Source organism: Clostridium sp. AF37-5 (assembly GCF_003477605.1).
GTDB lineage: Bacteria > Bacillota > Clostridia > Lachnospirales > Lachnospiraceae > Eubacterium_F.
In genome coordinates this window covers 60,771-82,718 of sequence record NZ_QUDR01000013.1, presented here as the reverse complement: position 1 = coordinate 82,718, position 21,948 = coordinate 60,771, and the positions used below count along the sequence as shown (strand labels likewise).

Annotated in this window: 37 protein-coding genes; 35 read left to right on the top strand and 2 right to left on the bottom strand. The window is 41.5% G+C overall.

Features of this window, described 5'->3' with window-relative positions; all coding sequences use genetic code 11:
• Positions 1-4 precede the first annotated feature (4 nt).
• The 33 genes from rplD to truA all read left to right on the top strand — a co-directional run bounded on the left by rplD (position 5) and on the right by truA (position 18,238).
• Positions 5-625, top strand: coding sequence for a 50S ribosomal protein L4 (gene rplD, locus DW019_RS09555; protein ID WP_022377224.1), 621 nt, complete (start codon positions 5-7; stop codon positions 623-625).
• Positions 625-924, top strand: a complete 300-nt coding sequence (gene rplW / locus DW019_RS09550; RefSeq protein WP_022377225.1) for a 50S ribosomal protein L23 — start codon at positions 625-627, stop codon at positions 922-924. The genes rplD and rplW overlap by 1 nt, the downstream gene beginning before the upstream one ends.
• A gap of 19 nt (positions 925-943) precedes the next feature.
• Positions 944-1,789, top strand: coding sequence for a 50S ribosomal protein L2 (rplB, locus tag DW019_RS09545; RefSeq protein ID WP_118443209.1), 846 nt, complete (start codon positions 944-946; stop codon positions 1,787-1,789).
• A 36-nt stretch (positions 1,790-1,825) separates the two neighbouring features.
• Positions 1,826-2,098 (top strand): 30S ribosomal protein S19, encoded by a 273-nt coding sequence (gene rpsS, locus DW019_RS09540; RefSeq protein WP_022377227.1) that lies wholly within the window; start codon positions 1,826-1,828, stop codon positions 2,096-2,098.
• Between the two features lie 75 nt (positions 2,099-2,173).
• Positions 2,174-2,560 (top strand): 50S ribosomal protein L22, encoded by a 387-nt coding sequence (rplV, locus tag DW019_RS09535; protein ID WP_022377228.1) that lies wholly within the window; start codon positions 2,174-2,176, stop codon positions 2,558-2,560.
• Positions 2,561-2,575: 15 nt separating this feature from the next.
• The gene (gene rpsC / locus DW019_RS09530; protein WP_022377229.1) at positions 2,576-3,256 is read left to right on the top strand and encodes a 30S ribosomal protein S3; all 681 of its coding nucleotides are present in this window, start codon (positions 2,576-2,578) and stop codon (positions 3,254-3,256) included.
• Positions 3,256-3,693: a 50S ribosomal protein L16 gene (gene rplP, locus DW019_RS09525; protein WP_022377230.1), complete on the top strand. Its 438-nt coding sequence runs from the start codon at positions 3,256-3,258 to the stop codon at positions 3,691-3,693. The genes rpsC and rplP overlap by 1 nt, the downstream gene beginning before the upstream one ends.
• Positions 3,694-3,700: 7 nt before the next feature.
• Positions 3,701-3,889 carry a 50S ribosomal protein L29 gene (rpmC, locus tag DW019_RS09520; RefSeq protein ID WP_118443217.1) on the top strand — a complete coding sequence of 63 codons (189 nt, stop codon included), beginning with the start codon at positions 3,701-3,703 and terminating at the stop codon, positions 3,887-3,889.
• Between the two features lie 23 nt (positions 3,890-3,912).
• The gene (gene rpsQ, locus DW019_RS09515; RefSeq protein ID WP_022377232.1) at positions 3,913-4,167 is read left to right on the top strand and encodes a 30S ribosomal protein S17; all 255 of its coding nucleotides are present in this window, start codon (positions 3,913-3,915) and stop codon (positions 4,165-4,167) included.
• 26 nt (positions 4,168-4,193) lie between these two features.
• The gene (gene rplN, locus DW019_RS09510) at positions 4,194-4,562 is read left to right on the top strand and encodes a 50S ribosomal protein L14 (RefSeq protein WP_022341223.1); all 369 of its coding nucleotides are present in this window, start codon (positions 4,194-4,196) and stop codon (positions 4,560-4,562) included.
• A 14-nt stretch (positions 4,563-4,576) separates the two neighbouring features.
• Positions 4,577-4,885, top strand: coding sequence for a 50S ribosomal protein L24 (gene rplX, locus DW019_RS09505; protein ID WP_022377233.1), 309 nt, complete (start codon positions 4,577-4,579; stop codon positions 4,883-4,885).
• A gap of 23 nt (positions 4,886-4,908) precedes the next feature.
• On the top strand, positions 4,909-5,448 hold the full coding sequence (rplE, locus tag DW019_RS09500; protein ID WP_022377234.1) for a 50S ribosomal protein L5: 540 nt from the start codon (positions 4,909-4,911) through the stop codon (positions 5,446-5,448).
• 15 nt (positions 5,449-5,463) lie between these two features.
• Positions 5,464-5,649 (top strand): type Z 30S ribosomal protein S14, encoded by a 186-nt coding sequence (locus DW019_RS09495; protein ID WP_022377235.1) that lies wholly within the window; start codon positions 5,464-5,466, stop codon positions 5,647-5,649.
• A gap of 13 nt (positions 5,650-5,662) precedes the next feature.
• Entirely contained in the window at positions 5,663-6,064 is a 402-nt protein-coding gene (gene rpsH, locus DW019_RS09490; protein WP_022377236.1) for a 30S ribosomal protein S8, read from the top strand.
• Positions 6,065-6,108: 44 nt separating this feature from the next.
• Positions 6,109-6,651, top strand: a complete 543-nt coding sequence (gene rplF, locus DW019_RS09485) for a 50S ribosomal protein L6 (protein WP_022377237.1) — start codon at positions 6,109-6,111, stop codon at positions 6,649-6,651.
• 17 nt (positions 6,652-6,668) lie between these two features.
• On the top strand, positions 6,669-7,037 hold the full coding sequence (gene rplR / locus DW019_RS09480) for a 50S ribosomal protein L18 (RefSeq protein ID WP_022377238.1): 369 nt from the start codon (positions 6,669-6,671) through the stop codon (positions 7,035-7,037).
• A 16-nt stretch (positions 7,038-7,053) separates the two neighbouring features.
• On the top strand, positions 7,054-7,563 hold the full coding sequence (gene rpsE / locus DW019_RS09475) for a 30S ribosomal protein S5 (protein WP_022377239.1): 510 nt from the start codon (positions 7,054-7,056) through the stop codon (positions 7,561-7,563).
• 13 nt (positions 7,564-7,576) lie between these two features.
• Complete coding sequence (gene rpmD, locus DW019_RS09470; protein ID WP_022377240.1) at positions 7,577-7,759, top strand: 50S ribosomal protein L30; 183 nt, start codon at positions 7,577-7,579, stop codon at positions 7,757-7,759.
• A gap of 17 nt (positions 7,760-7,776) precedes the next feature.
• Positions 7,777-8,217, top strand: a complete 441-nt coding sequence (gene rplO / locus DW019_RS09465; RefSeq protein ID WP_022377241.1) for a 50S ribosomal protein L15 — start codon at positions 7,777-7,779, stop codon at positions 8,215-8,217.
• Entirely contained in the window at positions 8,217-9,566 is a 1,350-nt protein-coding gene (secY, locus tag DW019_RS09460) for a preprotein translocase subunit SecY (RefSeq protein WP_022377242.1), read from the top strand. Before rplO ends, secY begins: the two co-directional genes overlap by 1 nt.
• Before the next feature lie 109 nt (positions 9,567-9,675).
• Complete coding sequence (locus DW019_RS09455) at positions 9,676-10,317, top strand: adenylate kinase (RefSeq protein WP_022377243.1); 642 nt, start codon at positions 9,676-9,678, stop codon at positions 10,315-10,317.
• Between the two features lie 38 nt (positions 10,318-10,355).
• Positions 10,356-11,111 (top strand): type I methionyl aminopeptidase, encoded by a 756-nt coding sequence (gene map / locus DW019_RS09450; protein ID WP_118443208.1) that lies wholly within the window; start codon positions 10,356-10,358, stop codon positions 11,109-11,111.
• A 10-nt stretch (positions 11,112-11,121) separates the two neighbouring features.
• Complete coding sequence (gene infA, locus DW019_RS09445; protein WP_022377245.1) at positions 11,122-11,340, top strand: translation initiation factor IF-1; 219 nt, start codon at positions 11,122-11,124, stop codon at positions 11,338-11,340.
• Positions 11,341-11,433: 93 nt separating this feature from the next.
• Entirely contained in the window at positions 11,434-11,547 is a 114-nt protein-coding gene (rpmJ, locus tag DW019_RS09440) for a 50S ribosomal protein L36 (protein WP_117478715.1), read from the top strand.
• A 359-nt stretch (positions 11,548-11,906) separates the two neighbouring features.
• Complete coding sequence (gene rpsM / locus DW019_RS09435; protein WP_022377246.1) at positions 11,907-12,275, top strand: 30S ribosomal protein S13; 369 nt, start codon at positions 11,907-11,909, stop codon at positions 12,273-12,275.
• A 17-nt stretch (positions 12,276-12,292) separates the two neighbouring features.
• On the top strand, positions 12,293-12,688 hold the full coding sequence (gene rpsK, locus DW019_RS09430) for a 30S ribosomal protein S11 (RefSeq protein WP_022377247.1): 396 nt from the start codon (positions 12,293-12,295) through the stop codon (positions 12,686-12,688).
• A 25-nt stretch (positions 12,689-12,713) separates the two neighbouring features.
• Positions 12,714-13,307: a 30S ribosomal protein S4 gene (gene rpsD, locus DW019_RS09425; protein WP_022377248.1), complete on the top strand. Its 594-nt coding sequence runs from the start codon at positions 12,714-12,716 to the stop codon at positions 13,305-13,307.
• A gap of 29 nt (positions 13,308-13,336) precedes the next feature.
• Positions 13,337-14,302 carry a DNA-directed RNA polymerase subunit alpha gene (locus DW019_RS09420; RefSeq protein WP_117478716.1) on the top strand — a complete coding sequence of 322 codons (966 nt, stop codon included), beginning with the start codon at positions 13,337-13,339 and terminating at the stop codon, positions 14,300-14,302.
• Positions 14,303-14,326: 24 nt separating this feature from the next.
• Positions 14,327-14,863, top strand: coding sequence for a L17 family ribosomal protein (locus tag DW019_RS09415; protein WP_022377250.1), 537 nt, complete (start codon positions 14,327-14,329; stop codon positions 14,861-14,863).
• Positions 14,864-14,939: 76 nt separating this feature from the next.
• Positions 14,940-15,791 (top strand): energy-coupling factor transporter ATPase, encoded by an 852-nt coding sequence (locus tag DW019_RS09410; protein ID WP_243024138.1) that lies wholly within the window; start codon positions 14,940-14,942, stop codon positions 15,789-15,791.
• A gap of 9 nt (positions 15,792-15,800) precedes the next feature.
• A complete protein-coding gene (locus tag DW019_RS09405; RefSeq protein WP_022377252.1) occupies positions 15,801-16,643 on the top strand; it encodes an energy-coupling factor transporter ATPase in 843 nt (280 codons plus the stop codon).
• A 17-nt stretch (positions 16,644-16,660) separates the two neighbouring features.
• Entirely contained in the window at positions 16,661-17,467 is an 807-nt protein-coding gene (locus DW019_RS09400; protein ID WP_117478719.1) for an energy-coupling factor transporter transmembrane component T, read from the top strand.
• Between the two features lie 9 nt (positions 17,468-17,476).
• A complete protein-coding gene (gene truA / locus DW019_RS09395) occupies positions 17,477-18,238 on the top strand; it encodes a tRNA pseudouridine(38-40) synthase TruA (RefSeq protein WP_118443206.1) in 762 nt (253 codons plus the stop codon).
• 9 nt (positions 18,239-18,247) lie between these two features.
• On the opposite strand, the gene DW019_RS09390 is transcribed toward truA, so the two are convergent.
• Positions 18,248-20,137, bottom strand: coding sequence for a beta-propeller domain-containing protein (locus DW019_RS09390; RefSeq protein ID WP_118443205.1), 1,890 nt, complete (start codon positions 20,135-20,137; stop codon positions 18,248-18,250).
• Between the two features lie 17 nt (positions 20,138-20,154).
• Positions 20,155-20,664, bottom strand: a complete 510-nt coding sequence (locus DW019_RS09385; protein ID WP_022377256.1) for an RNA polymerase sigma factor — start codon at positions 20,662-20,664, stop codon at positions 20,155-20,157.
• Positions 20,665-20,993: 329 nt separating this feature from the next.
• Between DW019_RS09385 and rplM the strand changes: the two genes are divergently transcribed.
• The gene (gene rplM / locus DW019_RS09380; protein ID WP_022377257.1) at positions 20,994-21,422 is read left to right on the top strand and encodes a 50S ribosomal protein L13; all 429 of its coding nucleotides are present in this window, start codon (positions 20,994-20,996) and stop codon (positions 21,420-21,422) included.
• A 25-nt stretch (positions 21,423-21,447) separates the two neighbouring features.
• On the top strand, positions 21,448-21,840 hold the full coding sequence (gene rpsI / locus DW019_RS09375) for a 30S ribosomal protein S9 (protein WP_022377258.1): 393 nt from the start codon (positions 21,448-21,450) through the stop codon (positions 21,838-21,840).
• Positions 21,841-21,948: the final 108 nt, after the last annotated feature.

Below are 21,948 nucleotides of genomic sequence, written 5' to 3'. Positions count from 1 at the left end.
ACAGATGGCAAGTGTATCTGTTTATAATAAGGAAGGCAAAGAAGTAGAGAAAATCGACTTGAACGATTCCGTATTTGCCGCTCCGGTAAATGAGCATTTGGTTCATATGGCAGTTGTTTTACAGCTCGCTAATAAACGTCAGGGAACACAGAAAGCTAAGACACGTTCTGAAGTTCGTGGCGGTGGTAGAAAACCATGGAGACAGAAAGGAACTGGTCATGCCAGACAGGGTTCCATCCGTGCTCCACAGTGGACAGGCGGCGGCGTTGTGTTCGCACCGGTTCCGAGAGATTATTCTTTCAAAATGAACAAAAAAGAAAAAGCAGCAGCGATGAAATCCGTTTTATCTTCTAAAGTAAATGAGGAAAAACTTATCGTTGTAGATTCTCTTGATATGGAAGCTCCAAAGACAAAAGAGATGAAGCAGATTCTTAGTAATTTGAAAGCTGAAAAAGCGTTGGTAGTAGTTGATGGTGATGCATCAAACGCAATTCTTTCTGTTAGAAACATTCCGACAGCAAGAGGTGTGTACAACAATTCTATTAGTGTTTACGACGTATTGAAGTATGACACAGTAGTCATTACCAAGAGCGCTGTAAAAGCAATCGAGGAGGTGTACGCATAATGGCAGATTTAAGATATTATGACATTATTGATAAACCGGTTATCACAGAGAAATCTATGGCTGGTATGGAATATAAAAGATATACATTTTATGTTCATACAGAAGCTACAAAGTCCCAGATTAAAGAGGCAGTAGAAAAGATGTTCCCTGGAACCAAAGTTGCGAAAGTAAACACCATGAATTTGGATGGTAAAAAACGCAGACGTGGTATGGTAGTTGGCAAGACAGCAAAGAAGAAAAAAGCGATTGTTCAATTGACAGAGGACAGTGCTGATATTGAGATTTTTGAAGGACTTTAAATCGAAAGGAGTGTAACAAATGGGAATCAAAACTTATAACCCATATACCCCTTCTAGAAGAAACATGAGCGGTTACGATTTCGAAGAGATTACAGCATCTACTCCGGAGAAATCCCTGACAACTTCTTTGAAGAAGCATGCGGGACGTAATGCGCAGGGAAAAATCACAGTGAGACATCACGGTGGTGGTTCTAGAAGAAAATACAGAATTATCGACTTTAAAAGAAATAAGGATGGTATTCCGGCAACCGTTAAATCGATTGAGTACGATCCAAACAGAACAGCAAACATTGCATTGATTTGTTATGCAGATGGAGAAAAGAAATACATTCTTGCTCCTGTAGGACTTAAAGTAGGACAGACCGTTATGAACGGTGCCGAAGCTGAAATTAAAGTCGGAAACTGCATGGAATTAAAAGATATGCCGGTTGGTACACAGATTCACAACATCGAGATGTACCCTGGTCATGGCGGACAGCTTGTTCGTGCTGCTGGTGTAAGTGCACAGCTCATGGCTAAAGAAGGCAAATATGCAATTATCCGTATGCCATCCGGCGAGATGAGAATGGTGCCAATCGTGTGCCGTGCTTCCATCGGTCAGGTAGGAAATACAGAGCATAACCTTGTAAACATCGGTAAAGCAGGACGTAAACGTCATATGGGTATCCGCCCAACAGTTCGTGGTTCTGTCATGAACCCGAATGACCATCCACACGGTGGTGGTGAAGGTAAAGCACCTGTTGGTCGTCCGGGACCATGTACACCTTGGGGCAAACCTGCTCTTGGTTACAAGACAAGAAAGAAAAACAAACAGTCGAATAAGATGATTATCCGTCGTAGAGATGGTAAAGCGCTTACAAAGTAATTTGGCGCAGAACCGAAATAAAGGAGGTAAAACGTAGTGTCACGTTCATTAAAAAAAGGACCATTCGCTGATGCGCATCTGTTAAAGAAAATTGATGCCATGAACGAATCCGGAGATAAAACAGTAATTAAAACCTGGTCACGTCGTTCCACTATCTTCCCTAGCTTCGTGGGTCACACGATTGCAGTCCATGACGGAAGAAAACATGTACCGGTATATGTGACAGAAGACATGGTAGGTCACAAACTTGGTGAGTTCGTTTCCACAAGAACTTACAGAGGTCATGGAAAAGACGAGAAGAGAGGTTAAAACGTTGCGGATGACGGACGTTTTTAAGAAATGAAAGTTTCAATGTATGAATGTATGAAAGGAGGTTTCTGAAAAGTGGCTAAAGGACATAGATCACAGATTAAGAAAGAAAGAAACCAGAACAAAGATACAAGACCATCTGCTAAACTGTCACATGCCAGAATTTCTGCTCAGAAAGCAGGATTCGTATTGGATGCGATCCGTGGCAAAGATGTACAGACTGCACTTGGTATTTTGGAATACAATCCAAGATATGCATCATCAGTAATTAAGAAATTATTGAATTCTGCCATTGCAAATGCTGAGAACAACAATGGCATGGACCCGGAAAATCTCTACGTTGATGAGTGCTTTGCCAACAAGGCAACTACAATGAAGAGAATCAGACCAAGAGCTCGTGGTATGGCATACCGTATTGAGAAGAGAATGTGCCACATTACCATCATCTTGAATGAAAGATAATGAAAGGAGATTAAGATGGGACAGAAGGTAAATCCACACGGTTTAAGAGTCGGCGTTATCAAAGACTGGGAATCCAGATGGTTTGCAGATGACGAGAATTTCTCCGACAACTTAGTAGAAGATTATAAAATCCGTGAATTTTTAAAGAAAAAATTGTATCATGCCGGTATTTCCAAAATTGAGATCGAAAGAACAAACGATCGCGTAAAAGTTTTGGTATACACAGCAAAACCAGGTGTTGTTATCGGTAAAGGCGGCGCTGAAATCGAGAAGTTGAAAGGTGAACTTGCTAAATATTCTACGAAGAAAGTGCTTGTTGACATCAAAGAAGTAAAAAGACCGGATAACGATGCACAGTTGGTTGCAGAAAATATCGCACAGCAGCTTGAGAATCGTATTTCTTTCCGTCGTGCAATGAAATCCTGCATGGGAAGAGCTATGAAAGCTGGCGCAAAGGGAATCAAAACTTCCTGCTCCGGACGTTTGGGCGGTGCCGATATGGCTCGTACAGAGTTCTACAGTGAAGGAAATATTCCGTTGCAGACACTTCGTGCTGATATTGATTATGGATTTGCAGAAGCAAATACAACTTATGGTAAGATTGGTGTTAAGACATGGATCTACCATGGTGAGGTACTTCCAACCAAAGGTAAAAAACCAGCTAAGGCTAGTTCAAAGGAAGGGAGCGATAAATAATGTTAATGCCTAAAAGAGTAAAACGTCGTAAACAGTTCCGTGGCTCCATGAGAGGTAAAGCAACTCGCGGAAATAAGATTACGTATGGTGAATACGGACTTGTGGCAACAGAGCCACACTGGATTCGTTCCAATCAGATCGAGGCAGCCCGTATCGCAATGACACGTTACACAAAACGTGGTGGTAAAGTTTGGATTAAGATTTTCCCAGATAAGCCGGTAACAAAGACACCTGCTGAAACTCGAATGGGTAAAGGTAAAGGTGCTTTAGAGTACTGGGTAGCAGTTGTTAAACCGGGAAGAGTTATGTTTGAGATTTCCGGTGTGCCTGAAGAAACCGCAAGAGAGGCGCTTCGCTTGGCTATGCATAAGCTGCCAATCAAATGTAAAATCGTTTCTCGTGCAGATTTAGAAGGAGGTGCGGGCAGTGAAGACTAAGGAATTTATGAATGGAATTGCAGGCATGTCTATGGCTGAATTGAATGATGAGTTAGTGGCTGCTAAGAAAGAGCTGTTTAACTTAAGATTCCAGAATGCAACAAACCAACTTGATAATACCAGCAGAATCAAAGAAGTTAGAAGAAACATTGCTCGTATTCAGACAGCAATGTCCAAAGAGAGAAAAGCAAACTAAGCTGAGGAAAGGAGGATATTGTTGTGGAAAGAAATCTTAGAAAAACCCGTACAGGTAAGGTCGTAAGTAATAAAATGGATAAAACCATCGTTGTTGCAGTAGTTGACAACGTAAAACACCCACTTTACGGAAAAATCGTAAAAAGAACTTATAAATTAAAGGCTCATGATGAGAACAACGAGTGCAACATTGGTGATAGAGTGAAGGTTATGGAGACAAGACCTTTGTCTAAAGACAAGAGATGGAGACTTGTTGAGATTATCGAAAAGGCAAAATAATTTGTGGCCAGAAAGGAGTATTTATTATGGTACAGCAGGAGACCAGATTAAAGGTTGCTGACAACACTGGCGCAAAGGAATTATTGTGCATCCGTGTTCTCGGTGGATCTGTTAGAAGATATGCCGCTGTAGGTGACATTATCGTTGCTACGGTTAAAGATGCAACACCAGGCGGAGTTGTTAAAAAAGGTGATGTTGTAAAAGCGGTTGTAGTCAGAACAGTAAAGGAGATTCGTCGTCCGGATGGTTCTTATATTCGTTTTGATGAAAACGCAGCAGTAATCATCAAAGATGACAAGACTCCAAGAGGAACTCGTATTTTTGGACCGGTAGCTAGAGAGTTAAGAGACAAACAATTCATGAAGATTGTTTCCTTAGCACCAGAAGTATTATAAGGAGGTGTCCCCAAGTGGCAACATCAAAGATTAAAAAAGGTGATACCGTTCGCGTTATTGCCGGTGTAGATAAAGGAAAAGAAGGAAAAGTCCTTGCAGTAAAAGATGGTAAAGTTAAGGTTGAGGGCATCAACAAAGTAAAGATGCATATTAAGCCTAACCAGTCAAATGCAAAGGGCGGAATCGTTGAAGAAGAAGCTTTCTTCGATGTTTCCAACGTAATGTACGTTGTTGATGGCGATGTTACCAGAATCGGTTTCAAAGTTGAGGATGGTAAGGAAAAAGTTCGCTATGCCAAAAAAACAGGCGCTGTGATTGATTAATAAAGAGAGGAGGTACTGTTAGAATGGCAAGATTAAAAGAGACATATTTGAACGAAATCGTAGATGCTATGATGAAAAAGTTCGAGTATAAAAACGTTATGCAGGTACCAAAGCTCGATAAGATTGTAATCAATATGGGCGTTGGCGAAGCAAAAGAAAATTCAAAAGTGTTAGATACAGCAATTAGTGATCTTGAGATTATCACTGGTCAGAAGGCGGTTGTTACAAGAGCAAAGAAATCCGTCGCAAACTTCAAACTGCGTGAGGGTCAGCCAATCGGCTGTAAAGTTACTCTTCGTGGTGCAAAAATGTATGAGTTTGCAGATCGTTTGATTAACCTTGCACTTCCACGAGTACGTGACTTCCGTGGTGTAAACCCGAACGCGTTTGATGGTCGTGGTAACTATGCTCTTGGTATCAAAGAGCAGCTGATCTTCCCGGAAATCGAGTATGATAAAGTAGACAAAGTTCGTGGTATGGATATCATCTTTGTTACTACTGCAAATACCGATGAAGAAGCACGTGAACTCTTGGCACAGTTTGGTATGCCGTTTAAGAAATAGTTAGGAGGTTATTTCATGGCTAAGAAGTCTATGAAGATTAAGCAGCAGCGTAATGCAAAATTCTCTACCAGAGAATACAGCCGTTGCAAGATTTGTGGTCGTCCACATGGATATCTGAGAAAATACGGAATCTGCAGAATTTGCTTCCGTGAGTTGGCGTACAAAGGACAGATTCCTGGCGTGCGCAAAGCAAGTTGGTAAGGAGGAAAACGAAATGACAATGAGCGATCCAATTGCAGATATGCTTACAAGAATCCGTAATGCAAATACTGCAAAACATGATACAGTTGATGTTCCTGCCTCCAAAATGAAGATTTCGATTGCTGAGATTCTTTTGAAGGAAGGATACATTAAAAACTTTGAAGTAGTAGATGTTGATAATTTCAAATCTATTCATATTACAATGAAATATGGCAAAGACAAGAATGAAAAAATCATTTCCGGTCTTAAGAGAATTTCCAAACCAGGTCTGCGTATTTACGCTGGTGCAGAAGAATTACCTAAGGTTCTCGGCGGACTTGGTATTGCTATTATTTCCACAAACAAAGGTGTGCTTACTGACAAAGATGCACGCAAAGAGAACGTTGGCGGCGAAGTATTAGCTTTCGTTTGGTAATAGAAACAATTAACCCCATAAAATAAAAATTAGGAGGTACCGGCATGTCACGAATTGGAAGAATGCCTATCGCGATTCCCGCAGGTGTAACTGTGGATATTGCAGAAAATAATCAGGTGACGGTAAAAGGTCCTAAGGGAACACTCGAAAGAGTCCTTCCTGCAGAGATGACCATTACAAAAGAGGGCGAAGAAGTTAAAGTTACTCGTCCGAACGATTTGAAAAAGATGAAATCCCTTCATGGTTTAACTCGTACATTGATTAATAACATGATTATCGGTGTTACAGAAGGCTATGAGAAGAGACTGGAAGTAAACGGTGTTGGTTACCGTGCTGCTAAGCAGGGTAAAAAACTTACACTTTCTCTTGGATACTCTCATCCGGTTGAGATGGAAGATCCGGAAGGAATTGAAGTAACTGTTGACGGACAGAACCTTATTATTGTAAAGGGAATTGACAAAGAAAAAGTTGGCCAGTATGCGGCTGAAATCCGTGAGAAGAGAGCACCGGAACCATATAAAGGTAAAGGTATCAAATATGTGGATGAAGTAATCAGACGTAAAGTTGGTAAGACTGGTAAGAAATAAGAAAGGAGTAAGTAAGAATGGTTAGCAAGAAAAATAGAAGCGAAGTTCGCGTAAACAAACACAGAAGAATCCGCAGCCGTTTGTCTGGTACTCCTGAACAACCACGTTTGGCTGTATTCCGTAGCAATAATCATATGTATGCTCAGATTATTGACGATGTCGCTGGTAATACAATCGTATCGGCATCTACTGTTCAGGCAGATGTAAAAGAAGGTCTTACAAAGACGAACAATACCGAAGCAGCAGCTAAGCTTGGCGAAGTAATCGCTAAGAAAGCATTGGATAACGGTATTAAGACTGTTGTATTTGACCGTGGCGGTTATATTTATCAGGGTAAAGTAAAAGCATTGGCAGAAGCAGCAAGAGAAGCTGGTCTGGAATTCTAAGCAAGGAGGAAAACACATGAAACGTGAAATTATTGATGCTAGTCAGTTTGAATTAGAAGATAATGTAGTATCAATTAAACGTGTAACCAAGGTTGTTAAGGGCGGACGTAACATGCGATTCACAGCTCTCGTTGTTGTTGGTGACCACAACGGACACGTTGGTGCAGGTTTGGGAAAAGCAATGGAAATCCCGGAAGCAATCCGTAAAGGAAAAGAAGACGCAATGAAGAAACTCATCGAAGTACCTTTGGATGAGAACAAGAGTATTCCTCATGACTTCATTGGTAAGTTCGGCAGTGCATCCGTATTGATGAAAAAGTCTCCAGAAGGTACCGGTATCATCGCCGGTGGTCCGGCTCGTGCCGTTTTGGAACTTGCAGGATTTAAAAATATTCGTACGAAGTCTCTCGGCTCCCGTAATAAGCAGAACGTAGTTCTTGCTACAATTGCCGGTTTGAACGAGTTAAAGACTCCGGAAGAAGTAGCAAAACTTCGCGGAATTTCCGTAGACGAAGTTTTGGGCTAGGAGGTGCAAACAAATGGCAGGTAAATTGAAAATCACATTAGTCAAGTCTACCATCGGTGCAATTCCAAAGCATAGAAAAACGGTAGAAGCTCTTGGCCTTAAAAAATTAAACAAAACAGTTGAGATGCCTGATAACGCTGCTACACGTGGTCAGATTCAGCAGATTAGACATCTTGTGAAGGTTGAAGAAATCTAATCAAGGAGGTGCACAAAATGAACTTATCAGAGTTGAAGCCAGCCGAAGGCGCTAAGCAGAGCAATGAGTTCCGCAGAGGCCGTGGTCATGGTTCAGGAAATGGTAAAACTGCCGGTAAAGGTCATAAAGGACAGAAAGCTCGTTCAGGAGCTCCAAGACCTGGTTTTGAAGGTGGTCAGTTGCCATTGTATAGAAGATTGCCAAAGAGAGGGTTTACAAACATCAACAGCAAAAATATTATTGGAATTGGTGTAGACCGTCTGAATGCTTTTGAAGACGGTGCAGAAGTAACAGTAGCTGCATTGGTTGAAAAAGGTATTGTAAGCAATCCGAAAGATGGAGTTAAGATTCTTGGAAATGGAGAATTAACCAAAAAGCTTGATGTTAAAGTGAATGCTTACAGCGCAAGTGCTGTTGAAAAAATTCAGGCTGCTGGTGGAAAAGCAGAGGTGATCTAATGTTAACAACCATTCAAAATGCGTTAAAAACAAAAGAAATCCGTATGAAACTGCTTTATGTGTTGATTGGTCTTGTAATCGTGAGAATCGGATGTAATATTCCGATTCCCGGTACAAAGCCGGATGTAATGCAGAACTTGTTTAGCAGCAACCAGTCCCTTGGATTTTTGGATGTTATGACAGGTGGTTCATTCTCAAGGATGTCTATTTTTGCATTGAACATCACGCCTTACATCACTGCATCTATTATCTTACAGCTTTTGACAATCGCAATTCCGCGTTTGGAAGAGATGCAGAAAGATGGAGAAGATGGACGTAAAAAGATTAACGAGTACACACGTTACCTTTCAATTGCGCTCGCAGTTATTGAAGGTGCAGCAATCGTAATTGGTTTCAGAAACCAGGGATTGTTTGGTACGGATAATCCACAGAGCAGTATGACAACAGCAATTGTTGTCGCAGTTGCCGCTTTGACAGCAGGTGCCGCATTTATGATGTGGCTTGGAGAACAGATTACGGAAAAAGGTGTTGGTAATGGTATTTCCATTATCCTGTTGATTAACATCGTTGCCCGTATCCCAAATGATTTATCAAACTTATATCAGAACTATGTTGCAAAACCAACGGATGTAACAAGCAAGATTATTGCTGCAGTTATTATTCTTGCAATTATCGTTGCCATGTTTGTATTCATCGTATTTTTGCAGGATGGTGAAAGAAGAATTCCGGTACAGTATGCGAAAAAGATTCAGGGACATAAAGTATCCGGTGGACAGTCCAGCCACATTCCTTTGAAGGTAAATACGGCGGGCGTTATCCCGGTAATCTTTGCAAGTTCTATGATGTCTCTTCCGGTTGTTATTGCAAGTTTTGCGGGTATTCAGCCAAAGACTGGTCCGGACGCAACATTCTTCCAGAAGTTCCTTACACTCTGTAACCAGAGTGACTGGTGCAAAATTGGAAGCTTTGCAGAATTTAAATATACATTGGGATTGTTGATTTATATTGGATTGGTAATTTTCTTTGCATATTTTTATACATCTGTAACGTTTAATCCATTGGAGATTTCCAATAACATGAAAAAACAGGGTGGCTTCATTCCGGGTATTCGTCCTGGTAAGCCTACCACAGAGTACTTGACAACAGTACTTAACAGCATTATTTTCCTGGGAGCAATCGGAATGGTTATCGTATGTGCGTTGCCAATCTTTTTCTCAGGTGCGTTTGGTGCGGATGTATCCTTTAGTGGAACATCACTCATCATCGTAGTCGGCGTTGTTATTGAGACAATCAAGCAGATCGAATCTCTTGTATTGGTACGCCACTACAAAGGTTTCTTGGGTAATTAATAATGAAGTAACCGCGGTCGAATGACCGTTACAGCTAAGCGGCGCTGATTGAATAACAAAAATTCAAATTGGCGCCGTTTTAGCCTATGATTGGAAAGGATATAAAGTCATGAAAATTGTTATGTTAGGGGCTCCGGGTGCCGGAAAAGGAACCCAGGCGAAAATGATTTCTGAAAAATATGGTGTTCCTCATATTTCTACCGGTGATATTTTCCGTGCTAATATCAAGGAAAATACGCCATTGGGGCAAAAAGCAAAAGAATATATGGACAAAGGACTTTTAGTTCCGGATGAGCTTGTCGTAGATCTTGTTGTTGACAGACTGGCTCAGGATGATGCAAAAAAGGGATATGTTCTGGATGGATTTCCGAGAACAATTCCGCAGGCTGAGGCTTTGACAGAAGCACTTAGTAAAATTGGCGAGAAACTGGATTATGCGATTGATGTTGATGTGCCGGATGAGAATATTGTGCGCCGTATGTCGGGAAGACGTGCATGCGTAAGCTGTGGCGGCACATATCATATTAAGTATAATCCGACAAAGGTCGAAGGTGTTTGTGACGCATGCGGTGGCGAATTGATTCTTCGCGACGATGACAAACCGGAAACCGTAGAGCAGAGATTGCGTGTTTATCATGAACAGACTCAACCATTGATTGACTATTATACCAAAGAGGGTATTTTGAAAGAAGTAGATGGAACGATTGACTTAGAGGATGTATTCGCGGAGATTACCAAAATTCTTGGTTAAAAAGGTTTCATAGGCAAGCAGAGAAATGGAGGCAGACAATGGCAGTAACCATTAAGTCGAAAGAGGAAATTCAGTGTATGCGTGATGCAGGCAAAATCTTAGCCGAAGTACATGAAAAACTGGCAGAAATCATTGCGCCGGGAATTACTTCACTTGAGATTGACAGAAAAGGGGAAGAACTTATCCGTAATGCCGGCTGCATTCCTTCCTTTAAAGGATACGAGGGGTATCCTGCCTCAATCTGTGTGTCAATTAATGATGAGGTGGTGCATGGTATTCCATCGAAAGAACATCATTTATTCGATGGAGATATTGTGAGTCTGGATGCCGGCGTAATTTACAAAGGGTATCAGTCCGATGCGGCAAGAACTCACGGTGTTGGAACAATTGATGCTGAGGCAAAGCGATTGATTGAAGTGACAAAAGAAAGTTTTTTTCGGGGAATTGCTTTTGCTAAAGCAGGAAATCGTTTGTACGATATTTCCACAGCAATTCAGAGGTATGTGGAGAGTCAGGGATTTTCGGTTGTCCGCGATTTAGTAGGACATGGAATTGGAACAGAGATGCATGAGGAACCGGAAATTCCAAATTTTAAACCGAGATTTGGAAGAGGTATCCGGTTAAAAGCAGGCATGACACTGGCGATAGAGCCGATGGTTAATGCAGGCAGTTATGATGTATGGATGTTAGAAGATGACTGGACTATCGTGACACAGGATGGTTCCAATGCAGCACATTATGAGAATACGATATTGGTCACAGACGGTGAACCAGAGATTTTGTCATTGAATTAGGAGGTAAAGAATGTCAAAAGCAGACGTTATTGAAATTGAGGGAACAGTTATTGAAAAATTACCAAACGCAATGTTTCAGGTAGAGTTGGAAAATGGGCATAAAGTATTGGCTCATATCAGCGGAAAACTTCGTATGAATTACATCCGCATTCTTCCAGGCGACAAAGTAACACTTGAGTTGTCCCCATATGATTTAACAAAGGGAAGAATTGTTTGGCGTGACAAATAATTGGCTAGTCCAATTTTTTGTAAATACCGCTTGCAATTTGAAAAATCATATGTTATACTTGTAAGCGGACTTTTTTGAAAGGAGGGTATTACTGTGAAAGTAAGATCATCAGTAAAACCGATTTGCGAAAAATGCAAAGTCATTAAAAGAAAGGGTCGTATCAGAGTAATCTGTGAGAATCCAAAACACAAACAAAGACAGGGATAAGGAATATATCGAATACCTAAAGAAATCTCTTTGGGTTGTTTTCGTGTTTATAAATTCCAGTTCTTGCTTTCTGTGTTACAACATCAACCGTCATAGAATGGCTGGCCCCATTCGTTATCGATGTTGTGATATTGCAACGGTAAGCAGTACTTTGTTCTCCTTTTTTGTTTTAAGAATGCTTAGGTTTGGCAGAGAGATAAAAAAGGTTCTTACATTGTATTGTTGTTGTGATTTAAAGCGGCTGCAAGGTGTCTGCAAAGGACAGGCACGCGAAGGATGCAGAAGCATCCGGGAAACGGAAAATGCATGACATTTTCCAGAAAAAAACAAAAAAAGATTAATGGAGGTGCAAAGCACACATGGCTCGTATCAGTGGTGTAGATTTACCAAGAGAAAAACGTGTTGAAATAGGTCTTACCTATATTTACGGCATCGGTGTTGCCAGTTCTAAGAGAATTCTGGCTGAGGCAAATGTTGACCCGGACATCCGTTGTAAAGATTTGACAGATGAGGATGTATCGAAGATTCGTGATGTCATCGACCGTACACAGACTGTTGAGGGTGATCTTCGTAGAGAAGTTGCGCTTAACATCAAGAGATTACAGGAAATTGGATGCTACAGAGGTATTCGTCACAGAAAGGGACTTCCGGTTCGTGGTCAGAAGACAAAGACTAACGCAAGAACAAGAAAAGGTCCTAAACGTACAGTAGCAAACAAGAAGAAATAATATAGGAGGGTAAGACAGTGGCTAAACAAACTGCAAAAAAAGTGACAAAAAAGCGTGTCAAAAAGAATATTGACCGCGGACAGGCACATATTCAGTCATCTTTTAATAATACAATCGTAACACTGACAGATATGCAGGGTAATGCTATCTCTTGGGCAAGCGCAGGTGGACTTGGATTCAGAGGTTCTAAGAAATCCACTCCATATGCAGCTCAGATGGCAGCAGAGACAGCAGCAAAGGCTGCGTTGCCTCATGGATTGAAATCAGTAGAAGTAATGGTTAAAGGACCGGGTACTGGTCGTGAAGCAGCGATCCGTGCGATTCAGGCATGCGGTATTGAAGTAACAAGTATTCAGGATGTTACACCGGTTCCACATAATGGTTGTAGACCACCAAAACGTAGAAGAGTATAATCAAGAATTTTAGGAGGAAATTAGAATGGCTAGAGATATGACACCTGTTCTGAAAAGATGTAGATCTCTTGATCTTGACCCAGTATATTTGGGAATTGACAAGAAATCCAAGAGAAATGCTAGAACCGGAAAGAAATTAAGTGAATATGGACAGCAGCTGCGTGAGAAACAGAAAGCAAAATTCATCTACGGAGTTTTGGAGAAACCTTTCCGTAACTATTTTGCGCGCGCACAGAAGTTGAAATATGGAACAACAGGTGATAACCTGATGATTCTTTTGGAGCTGAGACTTGATAACGTTATGTTCCGTTTGGGATACGGACGTACAAGAAAAGAAGCCCGCCAGATTGTTGACCATAAACATGTACTTGTAAATGGTAAAACAGTAAACATCCCATCTTATCAGTTGAAAGCTGGCGATGTAATTGAGATTAAAGAGAAATTCAAAGGAGCTCAGAGATATAAAGACATCCTTGAAGTAACAGGCGCTAGATTAGTTCCTGCTTGGCTGGAGGCTGATCATGAGGCTCTGTCGGGAACTGTTAAAGCAATCCCTACAAGAGCAGAGATTGATGTACCGGTAAACGATGTGCTTATTGTCGAGTTGTACTCTAAGTAATTAAGTAAACCCAAAAGGAGGGTCCAGTAGTGTTTGATTTTGAAAAGCCTAGAATTGAAATTGCCGAAATTTCGGAAGATAAAAAATATGGACGTTTTGTAGTAGAACCACTTGAAAGAGGATACGGAACTACTTTGGGTAATTCTTTGAGACGAATCATGCTTTCATCTTTACCAGGTTCCGCAGTGAGCCAGATTAAGATTGATGGTGTGGTACATGAGTTCAGCGGAATTCCGGGAGTAAAAGAAGACGTTACAGAAATTGTAATGAACATTAAAAACCTTGCAATTAAGAATAACAGCGAGGATTTGAACACTCCTAAGATGATGTATATTGATGCAACCGGTGAGGGTGTTGTGACCGCAGCGGATATCAAGTGTGACTCGGATATCGAAATTGTTAATTCCGACCAGGTCATTGCTACATTAAACGGCGGTGCCGACAGCAAACTTTACATTGAAATGACAGTAACAAGTGGTCGTGGATATGTAAGTTCGGATAGAAATAAAAGGGATGACATGCCAATTGATGTAATTCCGATTGATTCTATTTACACACCGATTGAGCGAGTAAATATCAAAATTGAGAATACTCGTGTGGGTCAGATTACTGACTTTGATAAGCTGACATTAGATGTATTTACAAACGGTACATTGGAGCCGGATGAGGCTGTCAGCCTTGCTGCTAAAGTGTTGAGTGAGCATTTGAATTCTTTCATCGACCTTTCCGAGAAAGCGAAAATGGCTGAAGTAATTGTCGAGAAAGAGGAAGATGATTCCCAGAAAGTTATGGATATGAACATTGACGAACTGGAATTGTCTGTACGTTCTTACAACTGCTTGAAGAGAGCAGGAATCAACACAGTAGAAGAGTTGACGAATAAGACTGCTGAGGATATGATGAAAGTTCGTAACTTGGGTCGTAAATCCCTTGAGGAAGTACTTGCTAAGTTGAAAGAACTTGGATTGTCTCTCAGTACAGGTGAATCTGAATAATAGTATTAACAAGGAGGAAATATCATGGCAGGCTACAGAAAACTTGGAAGAACATCCAGCCAGAGAAAAGCTTTGCTGAGAAATCAGGTAACCAACTTGTTGTATCATGGCAAGATTGTTACAACGGAAGCGAAAGCAAAAGAAATTCGTAAAATTGCTGAAAAGCTTATTGCGATGGCAGTAAAAGAGAAAGATAATTATGAAACTGTTACTGTAAAAGCAAAAGTTGCTCAGAAAGATAAAGATGGCAAGAGAGTCAAAGAAGTGGTTGACGGAAAGAAAGTAACTGTTTACGATACTGTAGACAAGGAAATCAAGAAAGACAATCCTTCCAGACTTCATGCAAGACGTCAGATGAAGAAGATGCTTTACACAATTACCGAAGTTCCTACAGAAACTGCCGGTAAGAAAAAAGCAACAAAAGAAGTAGATATTACAAATCTTCTGTTTGACGAGATTGCTCCTAAGTATGCAGACCGCAACGGTGGTTATACAAGAATCATTAAGATTGGACCACGTAAAGGTGATGCTGCAATGGAAGTTGTAATCGAGTTAGTATAAAGATACTGCAAATATGGGGACTGCCTTCGGACAGTCCCTTTTGTGCATATGGAGAAATTTGAAAGGAGACAAACTATTGATTCGTGCAGAGCATATTAAGTTTGATTACATCCGGCGGGATGGAGAAGATAATGTGATAGCTGTGGAAACTGCTGTCAACGATGTCTCCTTTGAAGTGAAAACGGGCGAGTTTGTTGCGATACTGGGGCATAATGGCTCCGGTAAATCCACGCTTGCCAGACATATCAATGCCCTTTTAGTTCCGGAAGAAGGAACGATGTATGTGGATGGCATTGACACTTCAGAAAAGGATATGGTTTGGGAAATTAGAAAAAGGGCCGGCATGGTGTTCCAGAATCCGGACAACCAAATTGTGCAGAATGTTGTCGAAGAAGATGTTGGGTTTGGACCGGAGAATATCGGTGTACCGACTAAAAAAATCTGGGAGCGTGTCGAGGAATCCCTAAAAAAAGTAGGGATGCTTCACGAAAGAAAATCGTCCCCGAATCATTTGTCCGGTGGACAGAAACAGCGGGTAGCAATTGCCGGTATTCTGGCAATGCATCCGAAATGTATTGTATTAGATGAGTCGACGGCAATGCTTGACCCGGTTGGGCGAAGAGAAGTGTTAGACGCCGTAAAGACATTAAATAAGGAAGAACATATTACGATTTTGTGGATTACGCACTACATGGAAGAAGTTACCGAGGCAGACAAGGTAATTGTGATGAATAAGGGCGAAATCGTGATGGAAGGAAAGCCAAAAGAAATTTTTGCCGAGGTGGAAACACTGCAGAAATATCATCTGGATGTGCCGCAGGTAACACTTTTGGCGCATGAGTTGAAAAAGAGGGGGATGACAATTCCTGTTGGAATTACGTCCGCAGACGAATTGGTAGATGTGATTGCAAAACAATTGGGAAAGTAGGAACTTGTGATGGCGATTATTATTCATGAATTGGAGCATCGATATGAGGATGGAAGTGCCGGAGAAAAAGTGGCGCTTCACGATGTGAATATAAAAATTGAACAAGGCGAAATGATTGGTCTGATCGGTCATACCGGTTCCGGAAAATCAACGCTTATCCAACATTTGAACGGCCTTTTGAAGCCGACTTCCGGGGCGGTCTTTTACGATGGAAAGGACATCAATGACAGCGACTTTTCCAAGAAGAAACTTCGCAGTAAAGTTGGACTTGTATTTCAATATCCGGAGTATCAGCTGTTTGAGAGTACGGTGATTGATGATGTGAAATTTGGACCAAAGAATATCGGTATGGATTCACTGAAAATCGATATGAACTCTTTTCAGGCACTCAAACAGGTAGGTATTGGTGAGGATTTATTAGATGTATCACCACTTGAATTGTCCGGCGGACAAAAACGCCGTGTAGCCATCGCCGGTGTTCTGGCAATGGAGCCGGAGGTGTTGATTTTAGATGAGCCGACGGCAGGACTTGATCCAAGTGGAAGAGATGAGATTCTTGATTTGGTTGCAAAACTGCACAAAGAGCGGAATCTGACGGTGATTTTAGTGTCCCACAGCATGGAAGATGTGGCGAGGTATGTAGAACGTCTTATTGTGATGAATCACGGAACGGTGGCGTTTGACGCAACACCGGGAGAAGTATTTTCTCATTATAAAGAGTTAGAGAAAATTGGATTGATGGCACCGCAGGTGACATATGTGATGGAAGGACTGGCAAGGCGTGGTGTTACGCTGCCGCACAATGCAATAACTGTGCAGGAAGCAGTCGACAGTATTTTACAGGCAAGATAAGAAAAGGGGATTGAATTATGTTACGTGATATGACAATCGGACAATTTTATCCGGCAGAGTCGGTGATTCACCGTCTGGACCCTCGTGTGAAAGTGGTCGGGGTACTTGCTTATTTGATTTCACTTTTTTTGTTTCGCGGTTTTGTTGGATATGCTGTTGTTACCGTATTTCTAGGAACGGTGATTGTACTTTCCAAAGTCCCGCTCCGCTACATTGTACGCGGTATGAAGCCGATTCTGTTTCTGCTTATTGTGACGGCATTGTTTAACTTGTTTGGAACAAGCGGCGATGTGGTATTTCACTGGAAATTTATCACCATTACGTGGCAGGGAATCCGAAAGGCTGTCTTTATGTCCATGCGTTTGAGCTATTTGATTGTTGGATCCTCAATGATGACATATACGACGACGCCAAACCAGTTGACAGATGCGATAGAAAAATTGTTAAAGCCGTTAGAAAAGATAAAGGTGCCGGTTCACGATTTTGCGATGATGATGTCCTTGGCGCTGCGTTTTATCCCGATTCTTCTCGAAGAGGCGAACCGGATTATCAATGCACAGAGTGCACGCGGTGCGGATTTCGAAGAGGGCAGATTGTGGCAGCGTATGCGTGCCATGGTATCGATTCTAGTGCCGCTTTTAGTATCTGCGACCAGACGTGCTTATGAACTTGCCAACGCAATGGAGGCAAGATGTTATCACGGCGGAGAAGGCCGTACAAAGATGAAACCGCTTAAGTACCGGGCGGTTGACCGGATTTCGTATGGGGTTCTTCTCGGTTATCTGGTTTGTGTGATTGGCATTACTCATTTTATTCCATGGTAGGAGGAGAAAATGCGGAGAATACGATTGATTGTTTCTTATGATGGAACAAATTACTGTGGGTGGCAGATTCAGGAAAATGCGGTGACTGTGGAGGGAACGCTTACAGACGCATTGCGAAAATGGCTGAAAGAAGACATTGAGATAATCGGAGCGAGCCGCACGGATTCCGGTGTGCATGCGTATGGAAATATCGCTGTGTTTGACACAAACAGCCGGATTCCGGCGGAAAAATTTGCGATTGGTCTCAATCATTATCTGCCGGAAGATATCCGGGTGCAAAAGTCAGATGAGGTGGAATCGGATTATCATCCAAGATACCGCAATACAGAAAAAACGTATGAGTATACAATTTTAAATACGAAAATCAATCTCCCCATATACAGCCGGTATTCGTATCATGTATATCATCCTTTGGATTTTGAGGCAATGAAAGAGGCGGCAGAACTTCTTGTTGGCGAGCATGATTTTTCAGCCTTTTGTTCAGCGGGCAGTCAGGTGAAATCAAAAGTTCGAACTATTTACGAGGTATCCCTTGATAAGCAAAAGGCAATGGGGTGCAATGGCGGTGAAGTGATTCGAATTCGTGTGCGCGGGAATGGCTTTTTATATAATATGGTTCGGATTATTGCCGGCACGCTGGTTGAAATCGGTGAGGGCAGGAGATGCTTAGCGGATGTCAAACAGGCACTTTCTACCGGAGAGCGTAAAAAAGCGGGGCCTACGGCCCCGCCGGAAGGATTGGTACTTGTAGAAATCCGCGAAGTACCTTAAATAAAGATTTTATTTCCATGTTTGCATATCGTAAGCATGGATTTTTTTTGCATTGTCAACGATATAGAAGTAATTGCCGATTCGTATACCTCGTGTGTTTGACATTTCCTTAATTGGAACATTTAATACCTGTTTAAATTCAGTTCCATCAAAATGATAGAGCTTGTAGCGCAGTGTGGTGTCAGCTATCGTGGCAAAGCCGACAAGCTTTCTCTCCTCATCAATGAAAACCGATTTGTGGTTACTGCCTGCTTCCGTTTCGCTATATTTTGGCAGGAGCAGTTTTGTCTGTTCGGTCACGGAACCATTTTCTCCTAAGGCAAAGAGAGAAATTTTTACTTTGTCATCATCACCACCTGCCATTCCAACGCCAATCAGTTGGTTTTCGCCGAAGGAATGAAGGTAAGAGGAGAAGCCCGGCAGTTTTAATTTTGCTTTAACAACCGGCTTTTTCGGATTGCTGATGTCGACGGCAAATACCGGATCTGTCTGGCGGTAGGTGACAAAGTATGCCATGGAACCAATGTAATACGATGCATAAATGGTTTCGTCGTTACCTAAATTATCGATTTTGCCAAGAGTATTCATGTTTTTGTCTAAAATGCAGATACCATTGGTCGATGTTTCGTTCCTCCAGTCAGTGTAGACGAAAGCAAAATTTCCTTTATATTCATGCATATAATAGGAATCATTAATTTGACCTTTTACCTTTTTGGTTGTTTGGTAGGAAAATGCGCCGTCTTTGTATTCAAATTTGCTGATGGCAGTTTTTGTGCTGCTGTTCCATAAAAATTGTTCGTAAATGGTGTTGGCAAGGTATAAATGGGATGTGCTCATGTAGTATGTGGTGTAATCTGAGAGCACGGCCGCGGTGTCGGAGAAATTATCCGGTTTGGCAAGATTTACACTTGTCATGACAACATAACTATTTACAGGGTCATCTACAATTTTTTGTATCTTATTTTCCTTCATTGTTTTGCCGTTTACGGAAGGTATATATTCAGATATCTTTTTTTCGCTTTTGCATTCACCCATGATTAAGTGGGCAGAAAAAGTGTAGAGATATCCATTTGTAAAGCGGGAAGTTTTATAAATTCCGCTTTGCGACAGGCTTTTGATTTTTTTTGCATTTTGCGGTGTACTGACATCGTAAATATCTATATAGGTGGTTTCATTCAAAGTAATGCAATCATCAGCAACGCCGCAAGTGGCATTTGAATTATCTTCAATGCTGTCTGAGGAAAGTATAATTAATTTACTGTTTTCTAAATACAATTCCTCTACCCATCTTTTTTTTAGGGTAAATTGCTTAACTAATTCTATAGTTTTTCCCTCCACAGAATATATGCAGATTTTGGCACAATTGTTGTTATTTAACATGGTATAGATAAAGGAACCGTCTGTTTTGACGATGTCGCCTTCCATGACATCTTTTACCTGAAGATCCGTTTCTGAATAGTCGGGGGTGGCTGTTGTGTCTTCGGCTCCTGTCGAGGATTTTGCTCCGGTGGATGCTGAATCTTCTGCGGCAATATCGGACATGGATTGCTTGTCATGATATTTTTGAATCAGGTCATAAATTTCTGAATAACTGGTATTGCCAACAAACTCGTGTCTGCCCGAGGTGGTTTGCTTCGAATTGGCAACAGGGGTTCCTTTTTCTGATTGCCGTCCGGTGTTAAAGTAATAAGCTGTGCCGGCAATAAGAAGCGCAAGACAAGCAGCTGCCGCAGTAATGCCGGCATACAATTTTTTGTGGGTGCGTTTTTTAGGAACTTCCATTTTTTTATCTATCATTTCTTCTATTTTTGCAGGGTGCAGAGAATCCGGAACCGGAATGGAATCCGCTTCTTCGCGCCAATGCTGTTTGAGTTTTTCTTCAAAATTTTTATCGCTCATAATTGACCTCCTTATGTTTATAAGTCCGCATTTTTCTCGCGGAGTTTTGCAAGTGCCCGGCTTTTGATGGAACGGATGGAGCCTTCCCGTTTTTTTAGGATGCCCGCGATTTCTCTGCTGGTATAGCCGCCAAACACGGATAAGGTGATGACGCGCCGTTCCGGCTCACTTAGCTGTGAAAGTTCGTCCTGAATTTCCGGTGTCAGGTAGCCATCTTCGGCGGCAGCCGGTTCCTGCCATGACGCATCGCTCAAATAAATGGATTTTTGTTTTAATAATTTTTTACATTCGTTTGCCGTAATCTGGAACAGCCAGCTCTTGAACGCATCGTTTTTCCGCAGTTTATGTAATTGCTCAAATGCTTTTAAAACGGCTGAACTGACGGCGTCCTCGGCGGTTATACTGTCCTTCGTATAATAAAGGGCAAAATGGTATAAGTCTTTGTAATAGATTTCGTAAAGTCTGGCAAAAGCATGGGAATCGCCCTTTTTTGCCTGCTGTACGAAAATCCAGTCTGTTTTTGTCACGGGTGCCTCCAATCTGCACATTTGTGCGAATATACTGTATACAGTTCTCTGTGAAATCCCTCACAGCTAATAATTAGATTGATTTTGGTGTCAAAGTGTTGCATTTATTTCATTTTTTTATACTGTTTTTATTATGGCCTTAAGAAATGGTCTGCGTCAAGAAAAAAATCTTGACAGAGGCACTTTGGTATCGTATACTATACGAGTATGGCGTGTTTTGTCGTTCCATGCCCCGGTAACGAGAATACGCATGTAACAAGGAAAACAGCCGAACCAGTTTTGTTTTGCAAAACCTAGTAAGCAAGAACTAAATAAGGAGGATTCCAAGGATGAAAAGTTTTATGGCAAGTCCATCCACAGTGGAAAGAAAATGGTATGTTGTAGACGCTGAAGGAAAAACTTTGGGACGTCTTGCATCAGAAGTTGCGAATGTATTAAGAGGTAAAAACAAACCAACTTACACACCGCACATTGACACAGGCGATTATGTAATCGTAGTAAATGCAGAGAAGATTCAGGTTACAGGTAAGAAACTGGATCAGAAGATTTACTATCATCACTCTGAATATGTAGGCGGAATGAAAGAAGCTACATTGAGAGAAATGATGCAGAAGAAACCGGAATTTGTAATTACTCACGCTGTAAAGGGTATGCTTCCAAAGGGACCTTTGGGACGCCAGATGCTTAAGAAACTGCACGTATATGCAGGACCGGAGCACAACCATGCAGCACAGAAACCGGAAACATTGGACATTTAATGAGGTGTAGAAAGGAGAGATAACATTGGCTAGTTCAACATTTTACGGAACAGGAAGAAGAAAATCCAGTATCGCTCGTGTATACCTTACACCAGGTACCGGTAAAGTGACAATTAATAAAAAAGATATTGACGATTATTTTGGTCTTGAGACTTTGAAAATCATCGCTCGTCAGCCTTTGGAAGCTACAAACACTGCTGACAAATACGATGTAAAAGTTACTGTTAAAGGTGGCGGTTTCACAGGTCAGGCAGGCGCTATCCGTCATGGTATCGCTCGTGCTTTGAATGAGGCAGATGCTGATTTCAGACCGATTCTTAAAAAGGCCGGATTCCTTACTCGTGATTCACGTATGAAGGAAAGAAAGAAATACGGCTTGAAGAAAGCTCGTCGTGCACCACAGTTCTCCAAACGTTAGTTTTTGGAAACAAGATTATTACAACATCGGGAACAGAATTGTTCCCGGTGTTTTTCTATATTTTGGTCTTAGGTGACTTAGATTCTAATTTTCTGTATTACGGTCAAC